15 protein-coding genes are annotated in these 19,520 nt (G+C 72.3%); 8 read left to right on the plus strand and 7 right to left on the minus strand.

Annotation, left to right across the window (positions count from 1 at the left end):
- Positions 1-32 precede the first annotated feature (32 nt).
- The 3 genes from AC060L_RS16565 to AC060L_RS16575 form a co-directional block, all read right to left on the minus strand.
- Positions 33-254 (minus strand): hypothetical protein, encoded by a 222-nt coding sequence (locus tag AC060L_RS16565; RefSeq protein WP_483799495.1) that lies wholly within the window; start codon positions 252-254, stop codon positions 33-35.
- Entirely contained in the window at positions 251-1,846 is a 1,596-nt protein-coding gene (locus tag AC060L_RS16570) for a PspC domain-containing protein (protein ID WP_483799496.1), read from the minus strand. The genes AC060L_RS16565 and AC060L_RS16570 overlap by 4 nt, the downstream gene beginning before the upstream one ends.
- 80 nt (positions 1,847-1,926) lie before the next feature.
- Complete coding sequence (locus AC060L_RS16575; RefSeq protein WP_483799497.1) at positions 1,927-2,823, minus strand: SGNH/GDSL hydrolase family protein; 897 nt, start codon at positions 2,821-2,823, stop codon at positions 1,927-1,929.
- Between the two features lie 201 nt (positions 2,824-3,024).
- Here AC060L_RS16575 and AC060L_RS16580 point away from each other — a divergent pair, with 201 nt between their 5' ends.
- Positions 3,025-4,509, plus strand: a complete 1,485-nt coding sequence (locus AC060L_RS16580) for an ATP-binding protein (protein ID WP_483799498.1) — start codon at positions 3,025-3,027, stop codon at positions 4,507-4,509.
- A complete protein-coding gene (locus tag AC060L_RS16585; RefSeq protein WP_483799499.1) occupies positions 4,502-5,203 on the plus strand; it encodes a LuxR C-terminal-related transcriptional regulator in 702 nt (233 codons plus the stop codon). Before AC060L_RS16580 ends, AC060L_RS16585 begins: the two co-directional genes overlap by 8 nt.
- Positions 5,204-5,279: 76 nt before the next feature.
- Here the strand turns inward: AC060L_RS16585 and AC060L_RS16590 are convergent, their stop codons facing one another.
- Complete coding sequence (locus tag AC060L_RS16590) at positions 5,280-6,449, minus strand: glycosyltransferase family 87 protein (protein ID WP_483799500.1); 1,170 nt, start codon at positions 6,447-6,449, stop codon at positions 5,280-5,282.
- Between the two features lie 479 nt (positions 6,450-6,928).
- On the opposite strand from AC060L_RS16590, the gene AC060L_RS16595 reads away from it, so the two are divergent.
- The 5 genes from AC060L_RS16595 to icmB all read left to right on the plus strand — a co-directional run bounded on the left by AC060L_RS16595 (position 6,929) and on the right by icmB (position 14,544).
- Positions 6,929-8,128 (plus strand): acyltransferase family protein, encoded by a 1,200-nt coding sequence (locus AC060L_RS16595; protein WP_483799501.1) that lies wholly within the window; start codon positions 6,929-6,931, stop codon positions 8,126-8,128.
- Positions 8,129-8,258: 130 nt separating this feature from the next.
- Complete coding sequence (locus AC060L_RS16600; protein WP_483799502.1) at positions 8,259-9,797, plus strand: glycosyltransferase family 39 protein; 1,539 nt, start codon at positions 8,259-8,261, stop codon at positions 9,795-9,797.
- 120 nt (positions 9,798-9,917) lie between these two features.
- Positions 9,918-11,231 carry a hypothetical protein gene (locus tag AC060L_RS16605; protein WP_483799503.1) on the plus strand — a complete coding sequence of 438 codons (1,314 nt, stop codon included), beginning with the start codon at positions 9,918-9,920 and terminating at the stop codon, positions 11,229-11,231.
- Between the two features lie 81 nt (positions 11,232-11,312).
- Positions 11,313-13,991, plus strand: a complete 2,679-nt coding sequence (gene pcrA, locus AC060L_RS16610) for a DNA helicase PcrA (protein ID WP_483799504.1) — start codon at positions 11,313-11,315, stop codon at positions 13,989-13,991.
- 145 nt (positions 13,992-14,136) lie between these two features.
- A complete protein-coding gene (icmB, locus tag AC060L_RS16615; RefSeq protein ID WP_483799505.1) occupies positions 14,137-14,544 on the plus strand; it encodes a coenzyme B12-dependent isobutyryl CoA mutase small subunit in 408 nt (135 codons plus the stop codon).
- Positions 14,545-14,615: 71 nt separating this feature from the next.
- Here icmB and AC060L_RS16620 read toward each other — a convergent pair whose 3' ends face one another.
- From AC060L_RS16620 to AC060L_RS16630, 3 genes are read right to left on the minus strand one after another with little or no spacing between them, the layout of a single operon-like run.
- Entirely contained in the window at positions 14,616-16,319 is a 1,704-nt protein-coding gene (locus AC060L_RS16620) for a DUF5691 domain-containing protein (protein WP_483799506.1), read from the minus strand.
- Positions 16,316-17,638 (minus strand): SWIM zinc finger family protein, encoded by a 1,323-nt coding sequence (locus AC060L_RS16625; RefSeq protein WP_483799507.1) that lies wholly within the window; start codon positions 17,636-17,638, stop codon positions 16,316-16,318. The genes AC060L_RS16620 and AC060L_RS16625 overlap by 4 nt, the downstream gene beginning before the upstream one ends.
- A 41-nt stretch (positions 17,639-17,679) precedes the next feature.
- Complete coding sequence (locus AC060L_RS16630; RefSeq protein ID WP_483799508.1) at positions 17,680-18,222, minus strand: Uma2 family endonuclease; 543 nt, start codon at positions 18,220-18,222, stop codon at positions 17,680-17,682.
- Positions 18,223-18,410: 188 nt separating this feature from the next.
- Between AC060L_RS16630 and AC060L_RS16635 the strand changes: the two genes are divergently transcribed.
- On the plus strand, positions 18,411-19,508 hold the full coding sequence (locus AC060L_RS16635; protein ID WP_483799509.1) for an ATP-binding protein: 1,098 nt from the start codon (positions 18,411-18,413) through the stop codon (positions 19,506-19,508).
- The last annotated feature ends 12 nt before the right edge of the window (positions 19,509-19,520 follow it).

The following is a 19,520-nucleotide window of genomic DNA, read 5'->3' on the forward strand; positions in this document are numbered from 1 at the left end:
GGCGGTGCAGTCCCAGGGCTGCACCGGACTTCCTAGGCCGGTGGGTCGTCGTCGGAGGAGGACCGGCCGCGCCGGGACATCGCGGCGACCGCGCCGGCCAGACCGGCGGTGCCGAGCACGATCAGGGTGACCGGCACCACGATCCGCCCGCTGACCGAGAAGCCGTTCAGCGAGGCGGCCAGGTAGATCACGGCGAGCACCGTGAACAGGCCGCCGGCCATGAACGAGAAGAGATCGAACCGATGCCGCTTCATCCCTGCACCACCTGAATGTCGCCGAGGCCGACCTCCACGCTGAGGTCGATGGTTCCCTTGGACTTCGCGCCGCCGACCGGATCGAGCTGCTCGCTCTGGTGCGCACCGAAGCCGCCGCTGAGCGTCCGGTCGGGCAGTGTGACGTTGCCGACCAGCGAGCGGACGGTGAGCTGCACGTCCACGTCGGGCGGCAGGGTGATGTGCACGTCGCCCGCGCCGACCCGCACCGCGGTGTCGATCGTGCCGCCGCCCGGGTCGATCGCCGACAGGTCGAGCGAGACGTCGCCCGCGCCCAGGTTGTAGTGCGGCTGCACGGCCGCCGCGTTCGCCGGGACCCAGCTGCGGTCGCCGAACGAGCTGCCCGCGCCGCCGGCGCTGCCCACCGCGGCCAGCGTCAGGGTGAGCAGCAGCGCGGGGACGGCGAGCACCCGGGCCCGGCCGACCTTCGCGCCCAGCAGCATGGTCAGGCCCAGGCCGAGCAGGCAGGTGGCCAGCACGGTGGAGATCAGCGTCGTGGTGGCGAGGTGGCGGTTGGTGGACCAGACCGCCCAGGCGGCGCCGACCGAGAGCACCAGTCCGATCGGGGCCAGCGCCGAGTGCGGGCGGCGCTCGCGGCGGACCGGCGGCGGCGCGGTGCGCTGCGGTCCCGACTTGCGCAGCGGGTCGCCGGCCGGCAGGTCGGTCCGCTGCCACCAGGCCTGCGCGGGGGCGCCGGGCGGCGGGGTGGCGAAGCCGGCGCCGTACGGGTTGCGCTCGGGGTGGCGCGGATCCCAGAGGTAGCCGCTGCGGCCCTGCGGGCCTGCGGGCGAGGGTCCTGCGGGCGGCGCGTCGGCCTGCGCCGGGTCGGCCGCCGCGCTGTCGGTCGGCACCTCGTCGGTGCGCACGCGGTCGGTCGGCGTCCGTTCGGCGTCCGGCCGGGTGGCGCCGGTGGCCCAGGAGGAGGTCTCCTTGGCGATCGCCTCCTTGGCGAGGTTCACCTGCTCGTGCAGCTCGGCCTTGCGGGCCGTCCACTCGGCGTGGAAGTCGGCTCGCCAGGTCTGCCAGTCCGCCATCGGGGACGGGCCCTCGGCGGTCAGGCCGCCGGCCGGGGTGGTGGTCGGCCGGTCGTACGGCCCGCCGGGGCGCGGCGGGGTGCCGAGCCCGCGGGCCCGGCGCAGCCGCTCCGGGTCGTGCCGGACCGCGAAGAAGATCATCGCGCCGAGCAGCAACAGCGGGAGCAGCGAGTCGCCGCTGCCCATCCAGGAGAAGAAGACGCCGGTGCCGATCACGGTCAACAGCACGGCTCCTATCGACTGCCCGTCCACCCGCCCGGTCAGCACCCGCTGGAGCTCGGTCCGCCCGTGCTTGCCGTCCGGCACCTCGGTCGGCACGATCAGCCAGGCCAGCCCGTAGATGAAGAGCCCCAGGCCGCCGGTCAGGCAGAGCACCGCGGTCACCACCCGGAAGACCACCGGGTCGATGTCCAGGTGCCGCCCGAGGCCGCCGCAGACGCCGGCCACCACGCGGTGCTGTTCGGACCGGGTCAGTGGTGGCCGGCCGCCGGTCTGCTCCTGGGCGCCTCGCTCCGGCGCCTCGCTCTGCTCGTCGGTCATGCCTCCATTCTTCGGGGCGGCGGCGGTGTGCGGGAGCGGGGGCGGCCCGGTTCGGACCCTGATCTGACCCTGAGACGGGCTCAGGGGCGCGCGCGGCCGCCGCGGTCGACGGGCGCGGCGACGACCGGTGCGGCGACGATCGGCCCGGCGGGGACCGGCGCGGCGACGACCGGGGCGAGCCGCGGCACGGCACGGAACCAGCCGGCCTGGATGGCCAGGTCGAGCCCGTCGAAGTAGACCTGGGCCATCCGCTCGTACCCGGCGTCGTCGGGGTGCAGGCCGTCGGCGAACTCGGTCGGGGCCAGCGCCGGCGCGTCGAGGTAGCCGAGCCGGTGGCCGGCCTCCTGCTCGTCCGCTTCGAGCGACCGGGCCCGGTCGTTGAACCGCTTCACCAGGCCGGGCAGCGTCGCGGCGCCGGAGCCGCCGATGTCGACGGTGGTCGGGATCAGCCCCTGGAGGATCACCGTGACGCCCGGCCGGTCGGCGAAGATCTGGTCCGCCAGGTGCTTCAGGCGGCCGGCCGCATCGGTCGGCGTGACGCCGGCCCGCAGGTCGTTGATGCCGATGTGCAGCAGCACGATGTCCGGCCGCGACTGCTTGAGCCAGCCGTCGACCTGGCCGCTGATGTCGTTGATCTTCCAGCCGCTGTGGCCCTCGTGGTGCGGGGCCGGGCAGGCGCGGTTGCTCTGCGAGCCGACGAAGTTGGCGGCGTACCGGTGCTGACCGGCGATCAGGCGCCAGAGCGGCAGGCGGTAGCCGCAGCCGGTGCTGCTGCCGTCGCCGGCGGTGATCGAATCGCCGAGCGGCATGATCTGCAGCATCGGCGGGCCCGCCGGCGGGGGAGTGGCCGCGCTGGTGGCGGTGTCGGCGACGGTGGTGGTGTCGGCGGCGGTGGCCGAGACGGTGGGGGCCAGGACCGCGCCGACCGTCAGACTGAGCAGAACGGCCAGGGCGGCCGCGATGCGTCCGTGCTTCACGGTGACTCCTCTGGAAATATGACAATCCGTCAGAAGTCATGCGAGCATAAGTCGTACTGGCTCTGAGTCAGCAGATCGACACTCAGGGTGATTTCCCTGAGGGTGTCGCGACGATCTTCACCATGACCACCGGCCGCCGGGCAGGCATTAGGGGCCGAACCCTGATGCGCCCGCGCCCGCCCGCGTGTGACCATCGGTGGCGTGGCAGCCCCAGGTACCGATCCGCAGCTTGGCAACACCGCCCCCGACACCCCGCCGGCCGGCGGCGCCGAGCCGAGCCCGCCCGGCGCCCGGCAGCCGTACCGCAAGCTCTACCGCAGCCCGCACTCGCGGATGCTCGGCGGTGTCGCGCACGGTCTGGCGGTGCACCTCGGGCTGCCGGTGGCCTGGGTGCGGGCGGCCTTCGTGCTGCTCTTCTTCGCGAACGGGATCGGGGTGCTGCTGTACGCGGCGTTCTGGTTCGTGGTGCCGATCGGGATCGGCGAACCGGCCCCGGGCGGCGGTCCCGGTGGCGGCGCGGGGGGCGGTTACATCTGGGCGAACGGCGCCTTCGTGCCGGCCGACTCGGGTGCCGTCCCCGATCCGCTGCTCAAGGCCCGGCGCGGCCGGCTCGGCCGGCTGCGGGACGTGCTGCAGGGCACCTTCCAGGGCGAGCCGATCGTCCCCGCGCAGTCGGCCGGCGACGCCACCGGGACCCCGGCGGCCGCGAGCCGGCAGAACCTGGGCCAGCTGGCCGCGCTGCTGATGCTGGTGGTCGGCGTGATGGCGCTGCTGAACGCGCTCGGCATCCAGTCCTCGAAGCCGTACGCCTGGCCGCTGCTGGCGATCGGGGTCGGCGTCGCGCTGGTCTGGCGGCAGGCGGACGACTCGCGCTGGCAGCGCTGGTTCGGCCTGGAGGGCGGCGGCAAGCGGCGCAGCGCCGTGGTCCGGGTCGGCACCGGTGTGCTGCTGGTCAGTGCGGGCATCGTCGGGTTCCTGATCCTGCAGGGCGCCGGCAGCACGCTCGCCTCGGTGCTGGAGGCCTCGGTCGCCGTGCTGGCCGGCGTGCTCGTGCTGACCGGACCGTACGCGCTGCGGATGTGGCAGGACCTGGGCGCCGAGCGGACCGCCCGGATCCGGGCCCAGGAGCGGGCCGAGATCGCCGCGCACATCCACGACTCGGTGCTGCACACGCTCACCCTGATCCAGCGCCGGTCCGAGGACCCCAAGGAGGTGCAGCGCCTCGCCCGCGCCCAGGAGCGCGAGCTGCGGCTCTGGCTCTACCGCCCCGAGGCGGCGGCCGAGGCGGCCCCCGACACGCTGGCGGAGCGGCTGCGCGAGGTGGTCGCCGAGGTCGAGGACCGGCACGGCGTCCCGGTCGAGCTGGTCTGCGTCGGCGACTGCCCGATGGACGAGGGTATTGCGGCGCAGATGCAGGCCGCGCGTGAGGCGATGGTGAACGCCGCCAAGTACGGTGGCGGAGGACCGGTGCAGGTCTACGCCGAGGTGGAGGGGAGGACGGTGTCGGTGTTCGTGCGCGATCATGGACCCGGCTTCGATCCGGACACCGTGCCGGAGGACCGGATGGGCGTACGGGAGTCGATCATCGGCCGGATGAAGCGCCACGGGGGCACCGCACGCGTGCGCCCGGCGCCGGACGGCGGCACCGAGGTCGAGCTTGAGATGGAGAGAGCTGCTGATGACTGACGCTGTTGCGCCCGAAACCGCGCAGGGTGGGCCCGAGAGGGTGGCGCGGGTCGTGCTGGTCGACGACCACCGGATGTTCCGCACCGGCGTCCGGGCAGAGATCGGCCGCACCGAGGCCACCGGCATCGACGTGGTCGGCGAGGCCGACGACGTGGAGTCCGCCGTCAGGGTGGTCGCCGAGACCCGCCCCGACGTGGTGCTGCTCGACGTCCACCTGCCCGGTGGCGGCGGCGTCGAGGTGCTGCGCCGCTCGGCCGGTGTGATGGGCGAGCCCGGCGGCGTGAAGTTCCTCGCGCTCTCGGTCTCCGACGCGGCCGAGGACGTGATCGGCGTGATCCGCGGTGGCGCGCGCGGCTACGTCACCAAGACCATCACCGGTACCGACCTGGTCAACGCGATCTTCCGGATCTCCGACGGTGACGCGGTCTTCTCGCCCCGGCTGGCCGGCTTCGTACTGGACGCCTTCGCCGCCACCGACACCCCGCCGGTGGACGAGGACCTCGACCGCCTCACCCAGCGCGAGCGCGAGGTGCTGCGGCTGATCGCCCGCGGCTACGCGTACAAGGAGATCGCCAAGCAGCTGTTCATCTCGGTCAAGACGGTGGAGAGCCACGTCTCGGCGGTGCTGCGCAAGCTGCAGCTGAGCAACCGTCACGAGCTGACCCGCTGGGCGACGGCGCGCCGGCTGGTCTGACCGGGCTGCCGGACGCAAGCGGGCCCCCTGGCGTGAGGTGCGCCAGGGGGCCCGCTGTTGCTCTGCTGCCGGTGCGTCAGCCGCTGTAGGCGGGGGACAGCTCCTGCTCGGCGTCCTCGGAGGAGGTGTCGGAGGCGACCTGCGTCGAACCGGTGCCCGCGGGCGTCTGGTAGCCGGCGAGGCGGGGGAAGTACGCCCGGGCGACCAGCACGCCGGCCACGATCACGTTGAGGACCATGGTGCGGTACGGCATGACGAACTCGGGCCAGAAGGGCGTCTCCAGAGCCGGGTAGAGCGGCAGCATGGCCGCCCAGAACCACGGCGAGCGGGACGCGGCGCCCGGGATCACGACGCCGGCGATCAGCGGCAGCACGATGATCAGCGTGTAGTGGTCGAAGGACGGCGTGGTGACGAGGAACGCGGTCACCTGCAGCATGCAGGCGGTCTCGACCACGCGCAGCCGCTGCTCGCCGCCGTTCTGCCAGCGCCGCCAGGCGCCGACCAGGACCACGAGGCCCATGGTGTAGCCGATCGCCACGGCGGGGGTGTGCCCCATCACGTTGCGTTCGAGGATGTTCGACACCGAGGAGTCGTACGGGGCCGCGAAGCCGCCCTGGCCGCCCAGCAGGTACGGCAGGGTCTTGGTGATGAACAGGCCCGGCTTGGGCATCAGCGCGGCGGAGCCGAGCGAGATCACGGTCGGCAGCGCGATGGCGAGCGCGAAGGCCTTGTACTTGCGGGCGAGCAGGAACAGCAGCACGACCGGTGCCAGGATCGGCTTGAACGCGATCGCGACGCCGAACACGGCGGCGGCCCAGAGCCAGCGCTCCTTCAGCGCCAGCAGCAGGACGATCGGCAGGACCAGGACGTACCCCGAGGTCCAGTTGCCGATCGTGACCACGTTGGCGAACGGGTACCAGATGACCATGGCGGCGGGGATCAGGAAGGCGAGCCGGCTGCGGGCCGAGATGCCGAAGATCCGCAGTGCGACGATGAAGCCGCCGATGACGAAGGCCATGCCGAGCAGCGGGATGATCCAGCTCAGCGCGTCGTCCGAGAACCAGGCCTGCGGCAGCCCGATCAGCACGGCGGCCGGCAGGTAGAGGAAGCGCTTCTCGTCGTAGGGCGCGCCGCCCTTGACATAGGTGCGGGCGGCGTCAGTGACCCAGTGGTTGTCCAGGTTCAGGTTTCCGTTGTGGCGAACCTGGTACAGACGGGCGGCCAGCAGCGCCACCGTCATGAGCATCAGCGGTATGGAAGCGGGGCCTCTCAGCCACTCGACCAGCCCCCCCACCTGCGCATTGAACTGTGAGGTTACGCGCAGGCCCTTTCTGTCCGTCGAGACGGTCCGCATCATCGTCCTTCAGTTGAGGTCATCGGGCGCGGCTCTGTCGTCATCGCGCCGGTACGCTCGACCTGCGTGGCGACCGCCCGCACTGCACCGTCTGGCGGCGCAGGTGTGTTCGAAATGTGGGAAGCATATCGAGAACTGTGTGTCTAGGAAAAGGCGGCTGCTCAGTGTGCTGACGGTCAGTGAGGGTCGCGAGTTGTTCGGGAACAGTTGGTGTGTCGGCTTGCGCTGACGGGGCGGAGTCTGCCTTGCCTATACTTGCGACGGCTGGGTAGCCTCGCCTGCTGTCTGCCCACCTTCGATCTTTGCCCTGGCCCCGGTGTGGCGGAGTGGGCGATGCCCCGCACCCCCCGTTCCTCGTCGAGAGCTTCCTGATGACCTCCACCGTCATGCCGCCGTCCGTGGACGGCGCTGCTTCTCCGGCCGAGAAGGGAGCCCCGCAGAGCGGTAAGCGCCCCCGGCTGTACGTTCTCGACGGCCTTCGCCTCATCGCGGCCCTCGGTGTCCTCGGCTGGCACTGGCTCGGAGTCGAGCGCTTCCCGGACGTCTGGCACGGCCTGCCGAGCAAGCTGATGCCGTTCGGTCACCTGATCGGCGCCTACAGCTGGATCGGGGTGGAGCTGTTCTTCATCATCAGCGGCTTCGTCATCTGCATGTCCTGCTGGGGCCGCTCGGTCGGTGACTTCGTCACCTCCCGCATCACCCGGCTCTTCCCGGCCTACTGGGTCTGCGCGCTGATCACCGCGACGGTGCTGGAGATCGTCCCGAAGATCTGGGGCGACGACACCAGCTCGCCGACGATCAGCCGGATCCTGACGAACCTGAGCATGATGAACACGCCGCTCGGGGTCTCCGACCTCGACCCGGTGTACTGGACGCTCTGGGCCGAGATGCGCTTCTACGTGCTCTTCGGTGTCCTGCTGCTCTGGGGCCTGACCTACCGTCGCGTGCTGGCCTTCTGCGGTATCTGGGCGTTCCTCGCGCTGATCTCCGGCCCGTCGAACTTCGCGCTGCTGGACACGATCGTGCAGCCCACCTACGCCTGGTACTTCATCGCCGGCATGGTCATCTACCTGATGTACCGCTACAAGGCCAACCTGATGCTGTGGGCCATGCTGATCTTCTGCTGGCTGATCGCCCAGGACCAGATCCGCGGCGTGATCGGCGGCTACGAGTACGGCACCCGGCACCACATCAAGTGGACGTACATCGTCATCCTCAGCACGCTCTGCTTCATCGTGGTGACCGCCGCCGCGCTCGGTGCGTTCAACTGGATGCAGTGGAAGTGGCTGACCGTCGCCGGTTCGCTCACCTACCCGCTGTACCTGCTGCACCAGGAGATCGGCTTCCAGCTGATCACGCGCTTCCGCCCGCACATGGCGCCGTACCCGACGCTCTTCCTCACGCTGGGGATCATGCTGCTGGCCGCCTGGCTGGTGCACCGCCTGGTCGAGCGCCCGCTGGCGCCGGTGCTCAAGCGCAAGCTGGACAGCTCCTTCCAGGAGATCCGCAAGTTCAGCGAGCCCGAGCTGCGGTCCGAGCGGTCCGCGGCGAAGTCCGAGGCCAAGCGCTGAACCACGGCGCCGGGTCGGTATCCTCGGGTTTTCGACCCGGCGGGACCGGCCCGGCGCCGTTGTCGTCCGCCCGACCAGCGGTCCCGGACCGTCGGCGAATCCCGAGCCAGTGACCGGAGAGAGTTCAGCCATGACCGCGCGCGTCGCAGACGCTGTTCAGCACGAGGACCCGGCCGGGGCCGTAGGGAACGGTGCCGGTGGCCCGGCTGCCGCCGAACGCGGCCTGGCATTCGTCAGCCGGACCGTCTGGCTCTGGCCGGCGCTGCTGACGCTCGCCCTCGGGATCAGGGGCAGCTGGCGCCCCGAGCTCTGGCGGGACGAGCTGGCCACCTGGAGCGCGGCGAGCCGCAGCACCGGCGAGCTGTTCAGCATGCTGCAGCACGTCGATGCCGTCTCCGGCACGTACTACCTGCTGATGCACTTCTGGATCTCGGCCTTCGGCGACTCGCCGACGGTCTTCCGGCTGCCGTCCGCGCTGGCGATGACGGCGGCCGCGGTCTTCGTGGTGCTGGCCGGGCGCAAGCTCTTCGGGACCTGGCCGGCGCTCTTCGCCGGGCTGCTGTTCGCGGTCTTCCCGAGCGTCTCGCGGTTCGCCCAGGAGGCCCGGTCCTACGCGTTCGCCGTGATGGCGGTCTCGGCCGCCACCTGGCTGCTGCTGCGTGCGCTGGAGCGGCCCACCGTGCTGCGCTGGCTGCCGTACTCGGTGGCCGTCGCGGCCGTGGGCCTGTTCCACATGGTCGCGCTGACCGTGCTGGCGCCGCACGCCGTGGTGGTGCTGATGCGCTGGTGGCGCGAGCGCCGGCACGCGCTGCTGATCGGGTTCCCGGCCGCGGTGCTGGTCGCGCTGGCGCCGGTGATCCCGGTGGCCCTGCTCGGTCACAAGCAGGTGGGGCGGCAGATCTCCTGGCTGCACTCGCCGAACCTGCAGGACTTCGTCAACACCTGGCACGGCATGTTCGGCTCCGCGCTGATCAGCGGCTGCATGCTCTGCCTGTGCGCGCTGCCCGCGGCCTGGCCCAAGGGCCGCCGGCCGGCCGTCGAGATCGGCCTGGTGGCCGCGGTGCCGGTGGTGCTGATCTGGGAGGTCTCGCAGGGGCAGACCTCGTACTTCCTGGACCGCTACCTGCTCTTCACGCTGCCCGCCTGGGCCGTGCTCGCCGGCGCCGGCCTCACCGCGCTGCGGCCGCGGGTGCTGATCGCGATCGGCCTGATCGGCACCGCCTGGCTCGGCCTGCAGGACCAGCAGGGCATCCGGACCAGGACCTCGCACGAGTGGTCGGACGAGAAGGGCGCGGCCGCGATCGTCGCGAAGGGCTACCAGCCCGGCGACGGCATCGTGCCGGTGCGCGGCGACGCGTCGTACATGATGCTCGACTACGCCATGGACTACTACCTGCCGAAGAAGGTCCACCCGAAGGACGTCTTCGTGCAGAAGACGGCCGTCGCCAAGGACGACCTGTTCGCGGACGAGTGCTCGGACCCGTCCGGCTGCGCCGCCGGCGTCAACCGGCTCTGGCTGGTCAGCTACGGCTCGCCCGACAACCCGTTCAAGGACCTGCCGCAGCCCGAGGTCAAGATGCTGAACGCGCAGTTCGACAACAAGGGCGTCCAGCACGTGCAGGGGCTGACCGTCATGCTGCTGGAGCGCAAGCCGGCGGCCAACGGGTAGACACAATTCGCCGCAGGACTAGATCCTTTGGCGCCCGCGGGGTCGGGTGGTGCACAATCTGACGCACCGACAGCTCAGCTGAGGTGCGCTGGGTGCCACTGACCGACATGCGGGGGACGAGTGTCAACGGGACTGACGAGCTTGGCGGGCCGGGTGCCGGGGGGCGCCGGCGAAGCCCCTGGTGACCCTCCCAGACCCGGCCGGTGGCGTGGCCTGCCCGCCCGCTGCACCGCCTCGGTCCGCCGCGCGCTGCCGGCGCTGCTGGCCTACACGGCGGTCCGCGCACTGGGGGTGCTGGCCGTGGTGATATGGGCGCACCAGTTGCACGAGCGGGGACTGAACCGGCTCAGCGTGCTCTGGGACGCCCGGCTCTACCAGCTGGTCGCCGTGCACACCTATGCCGGGGTCGCGCCGATCCCCGGGCCGCACGGCGCGTACGAGATGTACGCCTTCTTCCCCGCGTACCCGGTGCTCACCCGGATCGTCTGGTGGGTCCTGCCGGTGAAGGTGAACGACGCGGCGCTGCTGGTCGCCTGGGGCGCCTCACTGGCGGCCGCCTGGGCCGTCTTCGCGGTGGTCGCCAGGATCCACAAGCCCCGGACCGGGGTGATCGCGGCGGTGCTCTGGGGCATGATGCCGGTCGCCGTGGTCGAGAGCATGGCCTACTCGGAGTCGCTGTTCACCGCGTTCGCCGCCTGGGCGGTGTACGCGCTGCTGGCCCGGCGCTGGCTCTGGGCGGGCACGCTGTCGGTGCTGGCCGGGCTGACCCGGCCCACCGGCAGCGCGGTGGCGATGACCGTCATGGTGTCGGCGGCCTGGGACCTGGTCGAGCGCTGGCGCGACCGGCGTGGGCGGAGCGCCTCGCGCGAGGGCGATGCGGGCGGTACGGGCGGTGACGGCGGTACGGAGCGTGACCAGCGGCGGCCGAGTTGGTGGCGCCCGGTCCTCGGCGGGCTGATCTCCCCGCTCGGCTTCGTCGGCTACATCGGCTGGGTCGGCCTGCAGAAGGGGCACTGGGACGCCTACTTCAAGATCCAGGAAGCCTGGGACTCCAAGTTCGACTTCGGGCGCAACACGCTCAGCTCGTTCACGGCGATGGTCAGCAACAGTGGCACCGTCTGGCTGGCCGACGTGGTGGTGGCCATAGTGCTGCTGGGCAGTCTGGTGCTGCTCGGCGTCTCGGTGATCCAGCGCCAGCCGCTGCCGCTGGTCCTGTTCAGCCTCGGGATACTGGTGCTCGCGATCGGCGACGCCGCGTACTTCAACTGCCGGGCGCGGTTCCTGCTGCCGGCCTTCGGCCTGCTGATCCCGATCGCGATGGGCCTGACCCGGCTGCGCAGCCGGGCCACGCTGGTGCTGATCCTGGGCTGCGGGGCGCTGTTCTCCGCGGTCTACGGCGGCTACATCGCGCTGATCTATCCGAACGCGCCCTAGGGCTTGCCTCCGGTGCGTGAGAGGCGCCGGTTTTCCGGGCCGCCCGGTTCTGTCACCGTCGGGTCATAGACTCGGAGGGCCATGAGTAGCCTCTTTGACGACCTCCCGCTGCCCGGCTTCGAGCCCCTGCCGCCGAAGTCGAAGCCGACGCCCGCCGATGCCGCCGCCACCGTCGACTTCGCCGAGGAGCCTCCGCCGGAGGACTACTCCGGCTACGACGAGGGCGGCTACGACGGCGGCTACGAGGAAGAGATCCCGGCGGACCTCTTCCAGACCGACTACGCCGCCCAGGCCGCCCGCGACGCCTACCACCGCAACGGCGCGCACCGCACCGTGGTGGACCCGGCGCAGCTGCTGGAGGGGATGAACGACCCGCAGCGCGAGGCCGTGCTGCACGCGGGCTCGCCGCTGCTCATCGTGGCCGGCGCCGGCTCCGGCAAGACCCGGGTGCTGACCCACCGGATCGCCTACCTGCTCGGCGCGCGCGGTGTGCAGCCGGGCGAGATCCTGGCGATCACCTTCACCAACAAGGCGGCCGGCGAGATGCGCGAGCGCGTCGAGCAGCTGGTCGGGCCGCGTGCTCGGGCGATGTGGGTGTCCACCTTCCACAGCGCCTGCGTGCGGATCCTGCGCCGGGAGAGCAAGCGGCTCGGCTTCACGTCCAGCTTCTCGATCTACGACTCGGCGGACTCGCAGCGCCTGATGGGCCTGGTCTGCCGCGACCTCGACCTGGACCCGAAGCAGTTCCCGCCGAAGTCCTTCACCGCCAAGGTCTCCAACCTCAAGAACGAGCTGATCGACGAGGAGACCTACGCGGCCCAGGCCTCCAACCCGATGGAACGCAAGCTGGCCGAGGCGTACGCGCTCTACCAGGCCCGGCTGCGCGAGGCCAACGCGCTGGACTTCGACGACATCATCATGACCACCGTCAACCTGCTGCAGGCCTTCCCGGACGCGGCCGAGCACTACCGGCGGCGGTTCCGGCACATCCTGGTGGACGAGTACCAGGACACCAACCACGCGCAGTACATGCTGGTCCGCGAGCTGTCCGGCGGCGCGGCGGGCTCGGCGCCCAAGCGCACGGTGGACGGCGACTTCGTCAACCCGGCCGCGGCCGGCCTTGCCGAGGTGCCGCCCGCCGAGCTCTGCGTGGTCGGTGACGCCGACCAGTCGATCTACGCGTTCCGCGGTGCGACGATCCGCAACATCCTCCAGTTCGAGGAGGACTACCCGAACGCCGTCACGATCCTGCTGGAGCAGAACTACCGCTCCACCCAGACCATCCTGAGCGCCGCCAACGCGGTCATCGAGCGCAACACCAGCCGCCGCGAGAAGAAGCTCTGGACGGCCGGGGAGCACGGCGAGAAGGTGGTCGGCTACGTCGCCGACGACGAGCACGGCGAGGCGCAGTTCATCGCCGACGAGATCGACCGGCTGACCGACGCGGGCGACGCGCGCCCCGGCGACGTGGCGATCTTCTACCGCACGAACGCCCAGTCCCGGGTCTTCGAGGAGGTGTTCATCCGGGTCGGCCTGCCGTACAAGGTGGTCGGCGGGGTGCGCTTCTACGAGCGCCGGGAGGTCCGGGACATCCTGGCCTACCTGCGGGTGCTCTCCAACCCCGAGGACACCGTGCCGCTGCGCCGGATCCTGAACGTGCCCAAGCGCGGCATCGGGGACCGCGCGGAGGCGATGATCGAGGCGCTCGCGTCCCGCGAGCGGATCTCGTTCGCCCAGGCGCTGCTGCGGGTCGACGAGGCGTACGGGATGGCCGCGCGCTCGGCCAACGCGGTGAAGAAGTTCAACGCGCTGCTGGCCGGGCTGCGCGAGGTCGTCGACTCGGGCGCCGGCCCGGCCGCGATCCTGGAGGCCGTGCTTGAGGAGACCGGCTACCTGGCCGAGCTGCAGGCCTCGACCGATCCGCAGGACGAGACCCGGGTGGAGAACCTGCAGGAGCTCGCCTCGGTGGCCCTGGAGTACGAGCAGGACCCGGGCGAGCGGCCGGACGCCGGCGAGGACGGCGCGCCGCCGGTCGGCTCGCTGCCCGACTTCCTGGAGCGGGTCGCGCTGGTCGCGGACTCCGACCAGATCCCGGACGACGAGGAGGGCCAGGGCGTCATCACGATGATGACGCTGCACACGGCCAAGGGCCTGGAGTTCCCGGTGGTCTTCCTGACCGGCATGGAGGACGGGATCTTCCCGCACATGCGGGCGCTCAGCCAGGTCAAGGAGCTGGAGGAGGAGCGCCGGCTCGCCTACGTCGGCCTGACCCGGGCCCGCGAGCGGCTCTACCTGACCCGCAGCGTGCTGCGCAGCGCCTGGGGGCAGCCGGCGTACAACCCGGCCTCCCGGTTCCTGGACGAGATCCCGGTCGAGCTCGTGGAGTGGAAGCGCACCGGCGCGGCGGCCGTGCCGCCCGCGCGCGGGCTCGCGATGGGCGGCTCGCGCGGCTCGGGCTCGTCGGGGTCGTTCTCCTCGTCGGGCTCGGGCTCGGGCTCGGGTTCGGGTTCGGGCTCGGGCTACGGATCCGGCGGCGGTTCGGCCTCGCCGAAGGCGGGCTGGGGCAAGTCGGCGCGCAAGGTGACCGAGCGCGAGGTGGTCGCGCTGGCGGTCGGCGACCGGGTCAGCCACGACACCTTCGGCCTCGGCACGGTGGCGGGTGTGGAGGGCTTCGGGGACAAGGCGAAGGCGACCATCGACTTCGGCTCCTCGGGCCGCAAGGTGCTGCTGCTGCGCTACGCACCCGTCGAGAAGCTCTGAGGTCGGGCCCAGGGCTCTCGGGCGCGGGCGGCGGGCCGTCCGGCCTGTGATTTTCCCCTCCTCTCGGGCCCGGCACCGATGGCCGGGCCCGAGGAGCGCTAACCTCCCCTCAGGTCTGTTATTGCTGGTTAACGTGGAGGCAGTGATGGGTGTGTCTGGCCCGATCCGGGTCGTGGTCGCGAAGCCGGGGCTCGACGGCCACGACCGTGGCGCCAAGGTCATCGCGCGCGCCCTGCGCGATGCCGGCATGGAGGTGATCTACACCGGCCTGCACCAGACGCCGGAGCAGGTGGTGGACACCGCGATCCAGGAGGACGCCGACGGCATCGGCCTGTCGATCCTCTCCGGCGCGCACATGACGCTCTGCGCGCGGGTGATAGAGCTGCTCAAGGAGCGCGACGCGGCCGACATCAAGGTGTTCTGCGGCGGGATCATCCCGGAGGCGGACATCGCCGAGCTGAAGGCGCTGGGTGTCGCCGACATCTTCACGCCGGGCACGCCGACCCGCGACGTGGTGGCCTGGGTCGAGGCCAACCTGCGCACCGCGAGCTGACGCCGGTAGGGCCGGACAGGTCCTGGCGCTGCGGGCCCGTTCCTCCTCGGGAGGGACGGGCCCGCAGCGTTTCAGCCGGTAGAGCTGGTGGGTGCGACGGCTTCGGCCAGTTCGGCGAGCATCGCGGCGCGGAAGCGCAGCGTCCCGGCCAGCCGTCCGAAGGTCTCCGCCCACGCGGTGTCCGGGGCCGCGTCCGCCGCGAGCGCCTCGACGGCGGGTGCCGTGCCCGGCGAGAGCGAGCGCTCGGTCAGGCCCAGCACCCCGCTGTGGCTCCACGGGTACGCCCCCGAGGAGGCGGCCCGCTCCAGCGCGGCGACCACCGCCGTGGAGAGCGGCGGCGTCCACGGCGTGGCGCACGCACTGAGCAGCTGGAACGCGTCGCTCAGGCCGTGGCTGCGCAGGAACGAGGCCACCCAGCCGGCCCGCTCGGCCGCCGGCAGCACGGCGAGCAGCTTGGCCGACGCCCCGGCGGTGCCGGTCATCCCGGCGGTGCCGCTCGCCCCGGCGCGGCGTGGTGCGGGCCCGAGCAGCACCCGCGCCCAGCCGGCGTCCTGCTGGCGGACGGCGGCCCGGGCCCAGGCCTCGCGCAGGTCCTCGCGCCAGCTCTCGGCACGGCCGGGGTGCCCGTCCCCGTCCCCGCTCCCGTTCCCGCTCCCGTGCGCGGTGTCGGGCTCGGGGGTCGGTGAGGCGTCCACCACCGGGAGGGCGAGTAGCTGGGCGGGCGTCAGGCCGAAGGTCCCGGTCCAGACGGCCAGCGGAGCGGCGGCCAGCACCTCGCCCAGCCACCAGGCCCGCTCGCCGCGCCCGGTGGGCGACTTGGGCGCTATCCCGTCCCGCTGGAGCGCGCTGTCGCACTCGCTCGGCGGGCTGACCAGCAGGCCCGAACCGTCGGCGGAGAGGCGGACCGCGACCAGGGCCCGCTCGGCCATCCGGGCACCGAGCGCGGAGCCCGGCAGGGTGGAGAGCAGCTCGGCGGCGGTGCTGCGGACGTTCTTGCTGCGGTCGCCCAGGGCGGCCTCCAGGAACGGCTCGTCGCCGAGGGAGAGGCGCTCCTGCAACGAGTCGAGGAAGAGCAGCCGGTCCTCGGCCCGCTCGGTGGACCAGGTGCCGGCGAGCAGCGCGAGTCCGGCGGCCGGGTCGCGGCGGCGCAGCCGGGTGAGGTGGGTGACCCGTTCGGCGAACAGCCCCTCCTGCCAGATGTCATCGCTGCCCGGCGTAGTGGTGGCCGAGTCGCTCGCGGTGCGCAGCACGTAGCGCCAGTCGGGGTTGCGCTCGGCCAGCCAGCGGCCGAGCGGGCCGGTCAGCGCGACCACGTCCCCGCGCAGTTCGCTGCGCGCGCGGGCGGCGTCCAGCAGCGCCGGCACCTGCGCGGCCGGTGGCCGCAGGCCGCGTTCGCGGGCCTCGGCCAGCCACTGCGGCAGCAGCTCGGTGAGGTTGGCCGGCGTGCCGCCGCCCGCGCCGGCCCGTCCGGCCAGCAGGACGGCCAGCCGGCGGGCCGCCGCCGGTGGCAGCTCGGGGCGCGGGTCCGGTCCGGCCGGGTCCGAGGTGGTGCCGGCGGCGGCCGTGGGCAGCAGACCGGCCCGGTGCCGGACGGTGGCCAGGGCGGCGAGCTCCAGCAGCGCGGTCGCCGGATCGCCGCGCTCCACCGCTCCGGCGGTCGCCAGGTGGGCCGCGGAGCCGCCGAGTATGGCCGGGTCGGGCAGCGGCCGGCGGTCGGTACCGAGCAGCGCGGTGCTGTGCAGCTCGCTCCAGTAGGCATCCTGAGGTGTCGTCACTGTCGCACTCCGATCGCTCGGCCGTTCCGGTCCCAGACGGTGACGGGCGTGAAGCCCCGGTGGCCGCAGGTGCCGAAGACCGTCACCGGGCGGCCGCCGGAGACCGCCGCGAGCCGCCACAGCGCACTCTCGCCGCCCGGCGAGCGGATCGGCAGCAGCTCCCGGCCGCTCGCCAACTGCCATCCCTGTGGCCCGGGTAGCGGCGCGACCCCGGCCAGCACCACCGGCCAGCTGTCGGTCCACGGATCCTCGGCGACCGCCTCGCCGTACTGCGCGAGCGCCTCGCCCGGCGCCAGTCCGGCGGGCACGGCCGACGGCCCGGTCGCGGGCTCCGGCGCGCCGAAGCGCTGCCCGAGCACGGCGCGCAGCGGGCGGGCGCCGGGGTGGAAGGCCAGCTCCGCATCCAGCAGGTAGCCGGTGGGGATGGCGAGTTCGGGTGCCTGGCCGGGGCGTCCGTAGGACAGCAGCAGGGCCGGGCGGTCGGTTCCGGTGCCGTGCAGCCAGAGCCGGCGGGTGGTCAGCTTCTCATCCGAGCTGTCCTCGCTGCCCAGTACCAGCCAGCGGTCGCGGACCGTCGGCCCGGCCAGCAGCTCGGCGGCGTCGGTGCTGAACCCGACCCGGGCGCGGACCGTCGCGGCGAGTGGTCCGGGCAGCTCGTCCACCCGGTCGAAGGAGGCGGCCAGCAGGTGCAGCAGGGCGTACTCGGCGAGCCGCTCGTCCTCCGGCAGAGCATCCAACTCCCGGGCCCGCAGGGCGAGTCCGGGTGCCTGTGCGTCCACCATCCGGGCCGCCACCGGCCCCCAGGCGGCGTCGCCGGCCAGCCCCTGGCGGACCTGGTCGGCCAGCCGCAGCCGTAGCTCCCGAGCGCCCTCCGCCACCCGCGCGGACCGCCGCTCCGCCCGCCGCCGCGCGGCCGCCGGATCGGCCGGCGCCCTCGGCCCGGCCGCGCCGGTTGCCCTGGTCGCCTCGGCCGCCTCGGCCCGACTGCGCCGCGCCGCCAGCCACGCGGCGGCCCAGTCCACCGGCTCGGACCCGTCCGGCACCGCCTGCCCGCCGCCGCTCCAGAGCAGCAGCAGCCCCAGCGCGTGCTTGCACGGGAACTTCCGGCTCGGGCAACTGCACTGGTACGCAGGCGTGCTGAGCTCGATCACGGTCCGGTACGGCGTACTCCCACTGCCCCGGCACGACCCCCAGAGCGCCCCCTGCCCGCACCCGGTCTGCGACCAGGACGCGGCGGACGAGAGCTTGCCGGCCGCCTTCCGCGAGGCGGCATCGGGTGCGAGGGACAGGATGTGTTCGGTGCTCCAGCGTTCCTCCATGCCTCGCACGCTAGAGCGGGGGACTGACAGTCCTTCAGTGCTCAGCGCTTCGGCGGGTAGACCTTGAAGGTGGAGGTGCCGAGGGGGAAGGAGAACGGCTCCGGTAGCTCGATCTCCTCGCCGAACTTGCCGTGGGCGACGGTGCGGTAGTCGCCGTTGCGGGGCTGCGAGTGCAGCTCCCAGATTCCCTCGTTCGGGTCAACGATCAGGTAGAGCGGGATGTCACTGAGGGAGTACCAGAGCCGCTTCTTCGCGTAGTCGCTGTCGCGGTCGGTGGAGACGATCTCGATGCTTATGGCGACCCGGCCGGCGGGGAACGGGTTGGCGTTGTCGGCTGCCTGTTCATGGGTGGTGACGGTGAGCGCGGGTTTCGGCTCGCATGTCGGCTCGGCGAAGATAAGTGCCTGACCAGCCATCGGAAACCAGTGGTCAGGCAGGAGCTGCGCCGCGATAGCGCTCTGGATGAAGTTGTGGAACGGAGGCGCCGAGGGGGAGAGCACCAGCCGGTCGTCGATGAGTTCGACCCGGTAGGCATCGAGCTCCGGAAGGCGCTCCAGTAGACGAACCAAGGGGTGTCCGGCCATCGGTGATCTCCTCCACTGTCGCCCCTCGCAGCCTATCGGCCGATTGTCAGTGGTACCCGGCAGAGTGGTTCTTGCAGGTCGGACGGGAGCTTCCTCCCGGGCCTGTCATCTGCGCCGATGCTCCCTGACTCCCCACCGCCCGGGCATTGCCGTGCCCGGAGTCGGCCGATCCGAAGGAGAGCCCGAACATGACGACGACCACCACCACCGAGGTGCTGCGGGCGCATGCCGAGGACGCGTTCGCGGGCGAGCTGGCGGCGCTGGCCGCGCAGGACGAGCGGGTGCGGCCGGAGCGCTGGCGGCTGTCGCCCTGGGCCGTGGCGACGTACCTGCTGGGCGGCGAGCTGCCGGACGGGACGGTGATCACGCCGAAGTACGTGGGACCGCGGCGGATCGTCGAGGTCGCTGTGAGCACGCTGGCCACCGACCGGGCGCTGCTGCTGCTCGGGGTGCCCGGGACGGCCAAGACCTGGGTGTCCGAGCATCTGGCGGCCGCGATCAGCGGGGACTCCACGCTACTGGTGCAGGGCACGGCCGGCACGCCGGAGGAGGCGGTGCGGTACGGCTGGAACTACGCGCAGCTGCTCGCGAACGGGCCGAGCCGGGAGGCGCTGGTGCCCTCACCGGTGCTGCGGGCGATGGCGGACGGCAAGATCGCCCGGGTCGAGGAGCTGACCCGGATGCCGGCCGACGTGCAGGACAGCCTGATCACCATCCTGTCGGAAAAGACGTTGCCGCTACCCGAGTTGGGCGGGGAGACTCAGGCCGTTCGCGGGTTCAACCTGATTGCCACGGCCAACGATCGAGACCGGGGCGTCAACGAGCTCTCCAGCGCACTGCGCCGCCGTTTCAACACCGTCGTCCTACCGCTGCCGGCGACCCTCGACGAGGAGGTCGAGATCGTCGCGCGGCGGGTCGAACAGCTCGGCCGGTCGCTCGACCTGCCGGAGCTGCCCGGTGGTGCGGCGGAGATACGGCGGGTGGTCACGGTCTTCCGTGAACTGCGCGACGGCATCACCGTGGACGGTCGGACCAAGGTCAAGACGCCGACCGGCACGCTCTCCACCGCCGAGGCGATCTCGGTGGTCACCAATGGACTCGCCCTCGCGGCGCACTTCGGCGACGGCGTGCTGCGTGCGGGTGACGTCGCGACCGGCGTGCTCGGTGCGGTGGTCCGCGACCCGGTCGCGGACCGGCTGGTCTGGCGCGAGTACCTGGAGGGCGTGCTGCGCGAGCGCGAGGGCTGGGGGGACTTCTACCGGGCGGCCCGCGAACTCGCCGGATGACTGATGGATCGT

It is taken from the genome of Kitasatospora sp. NEAU-69 (assembly GCF_057158765.1).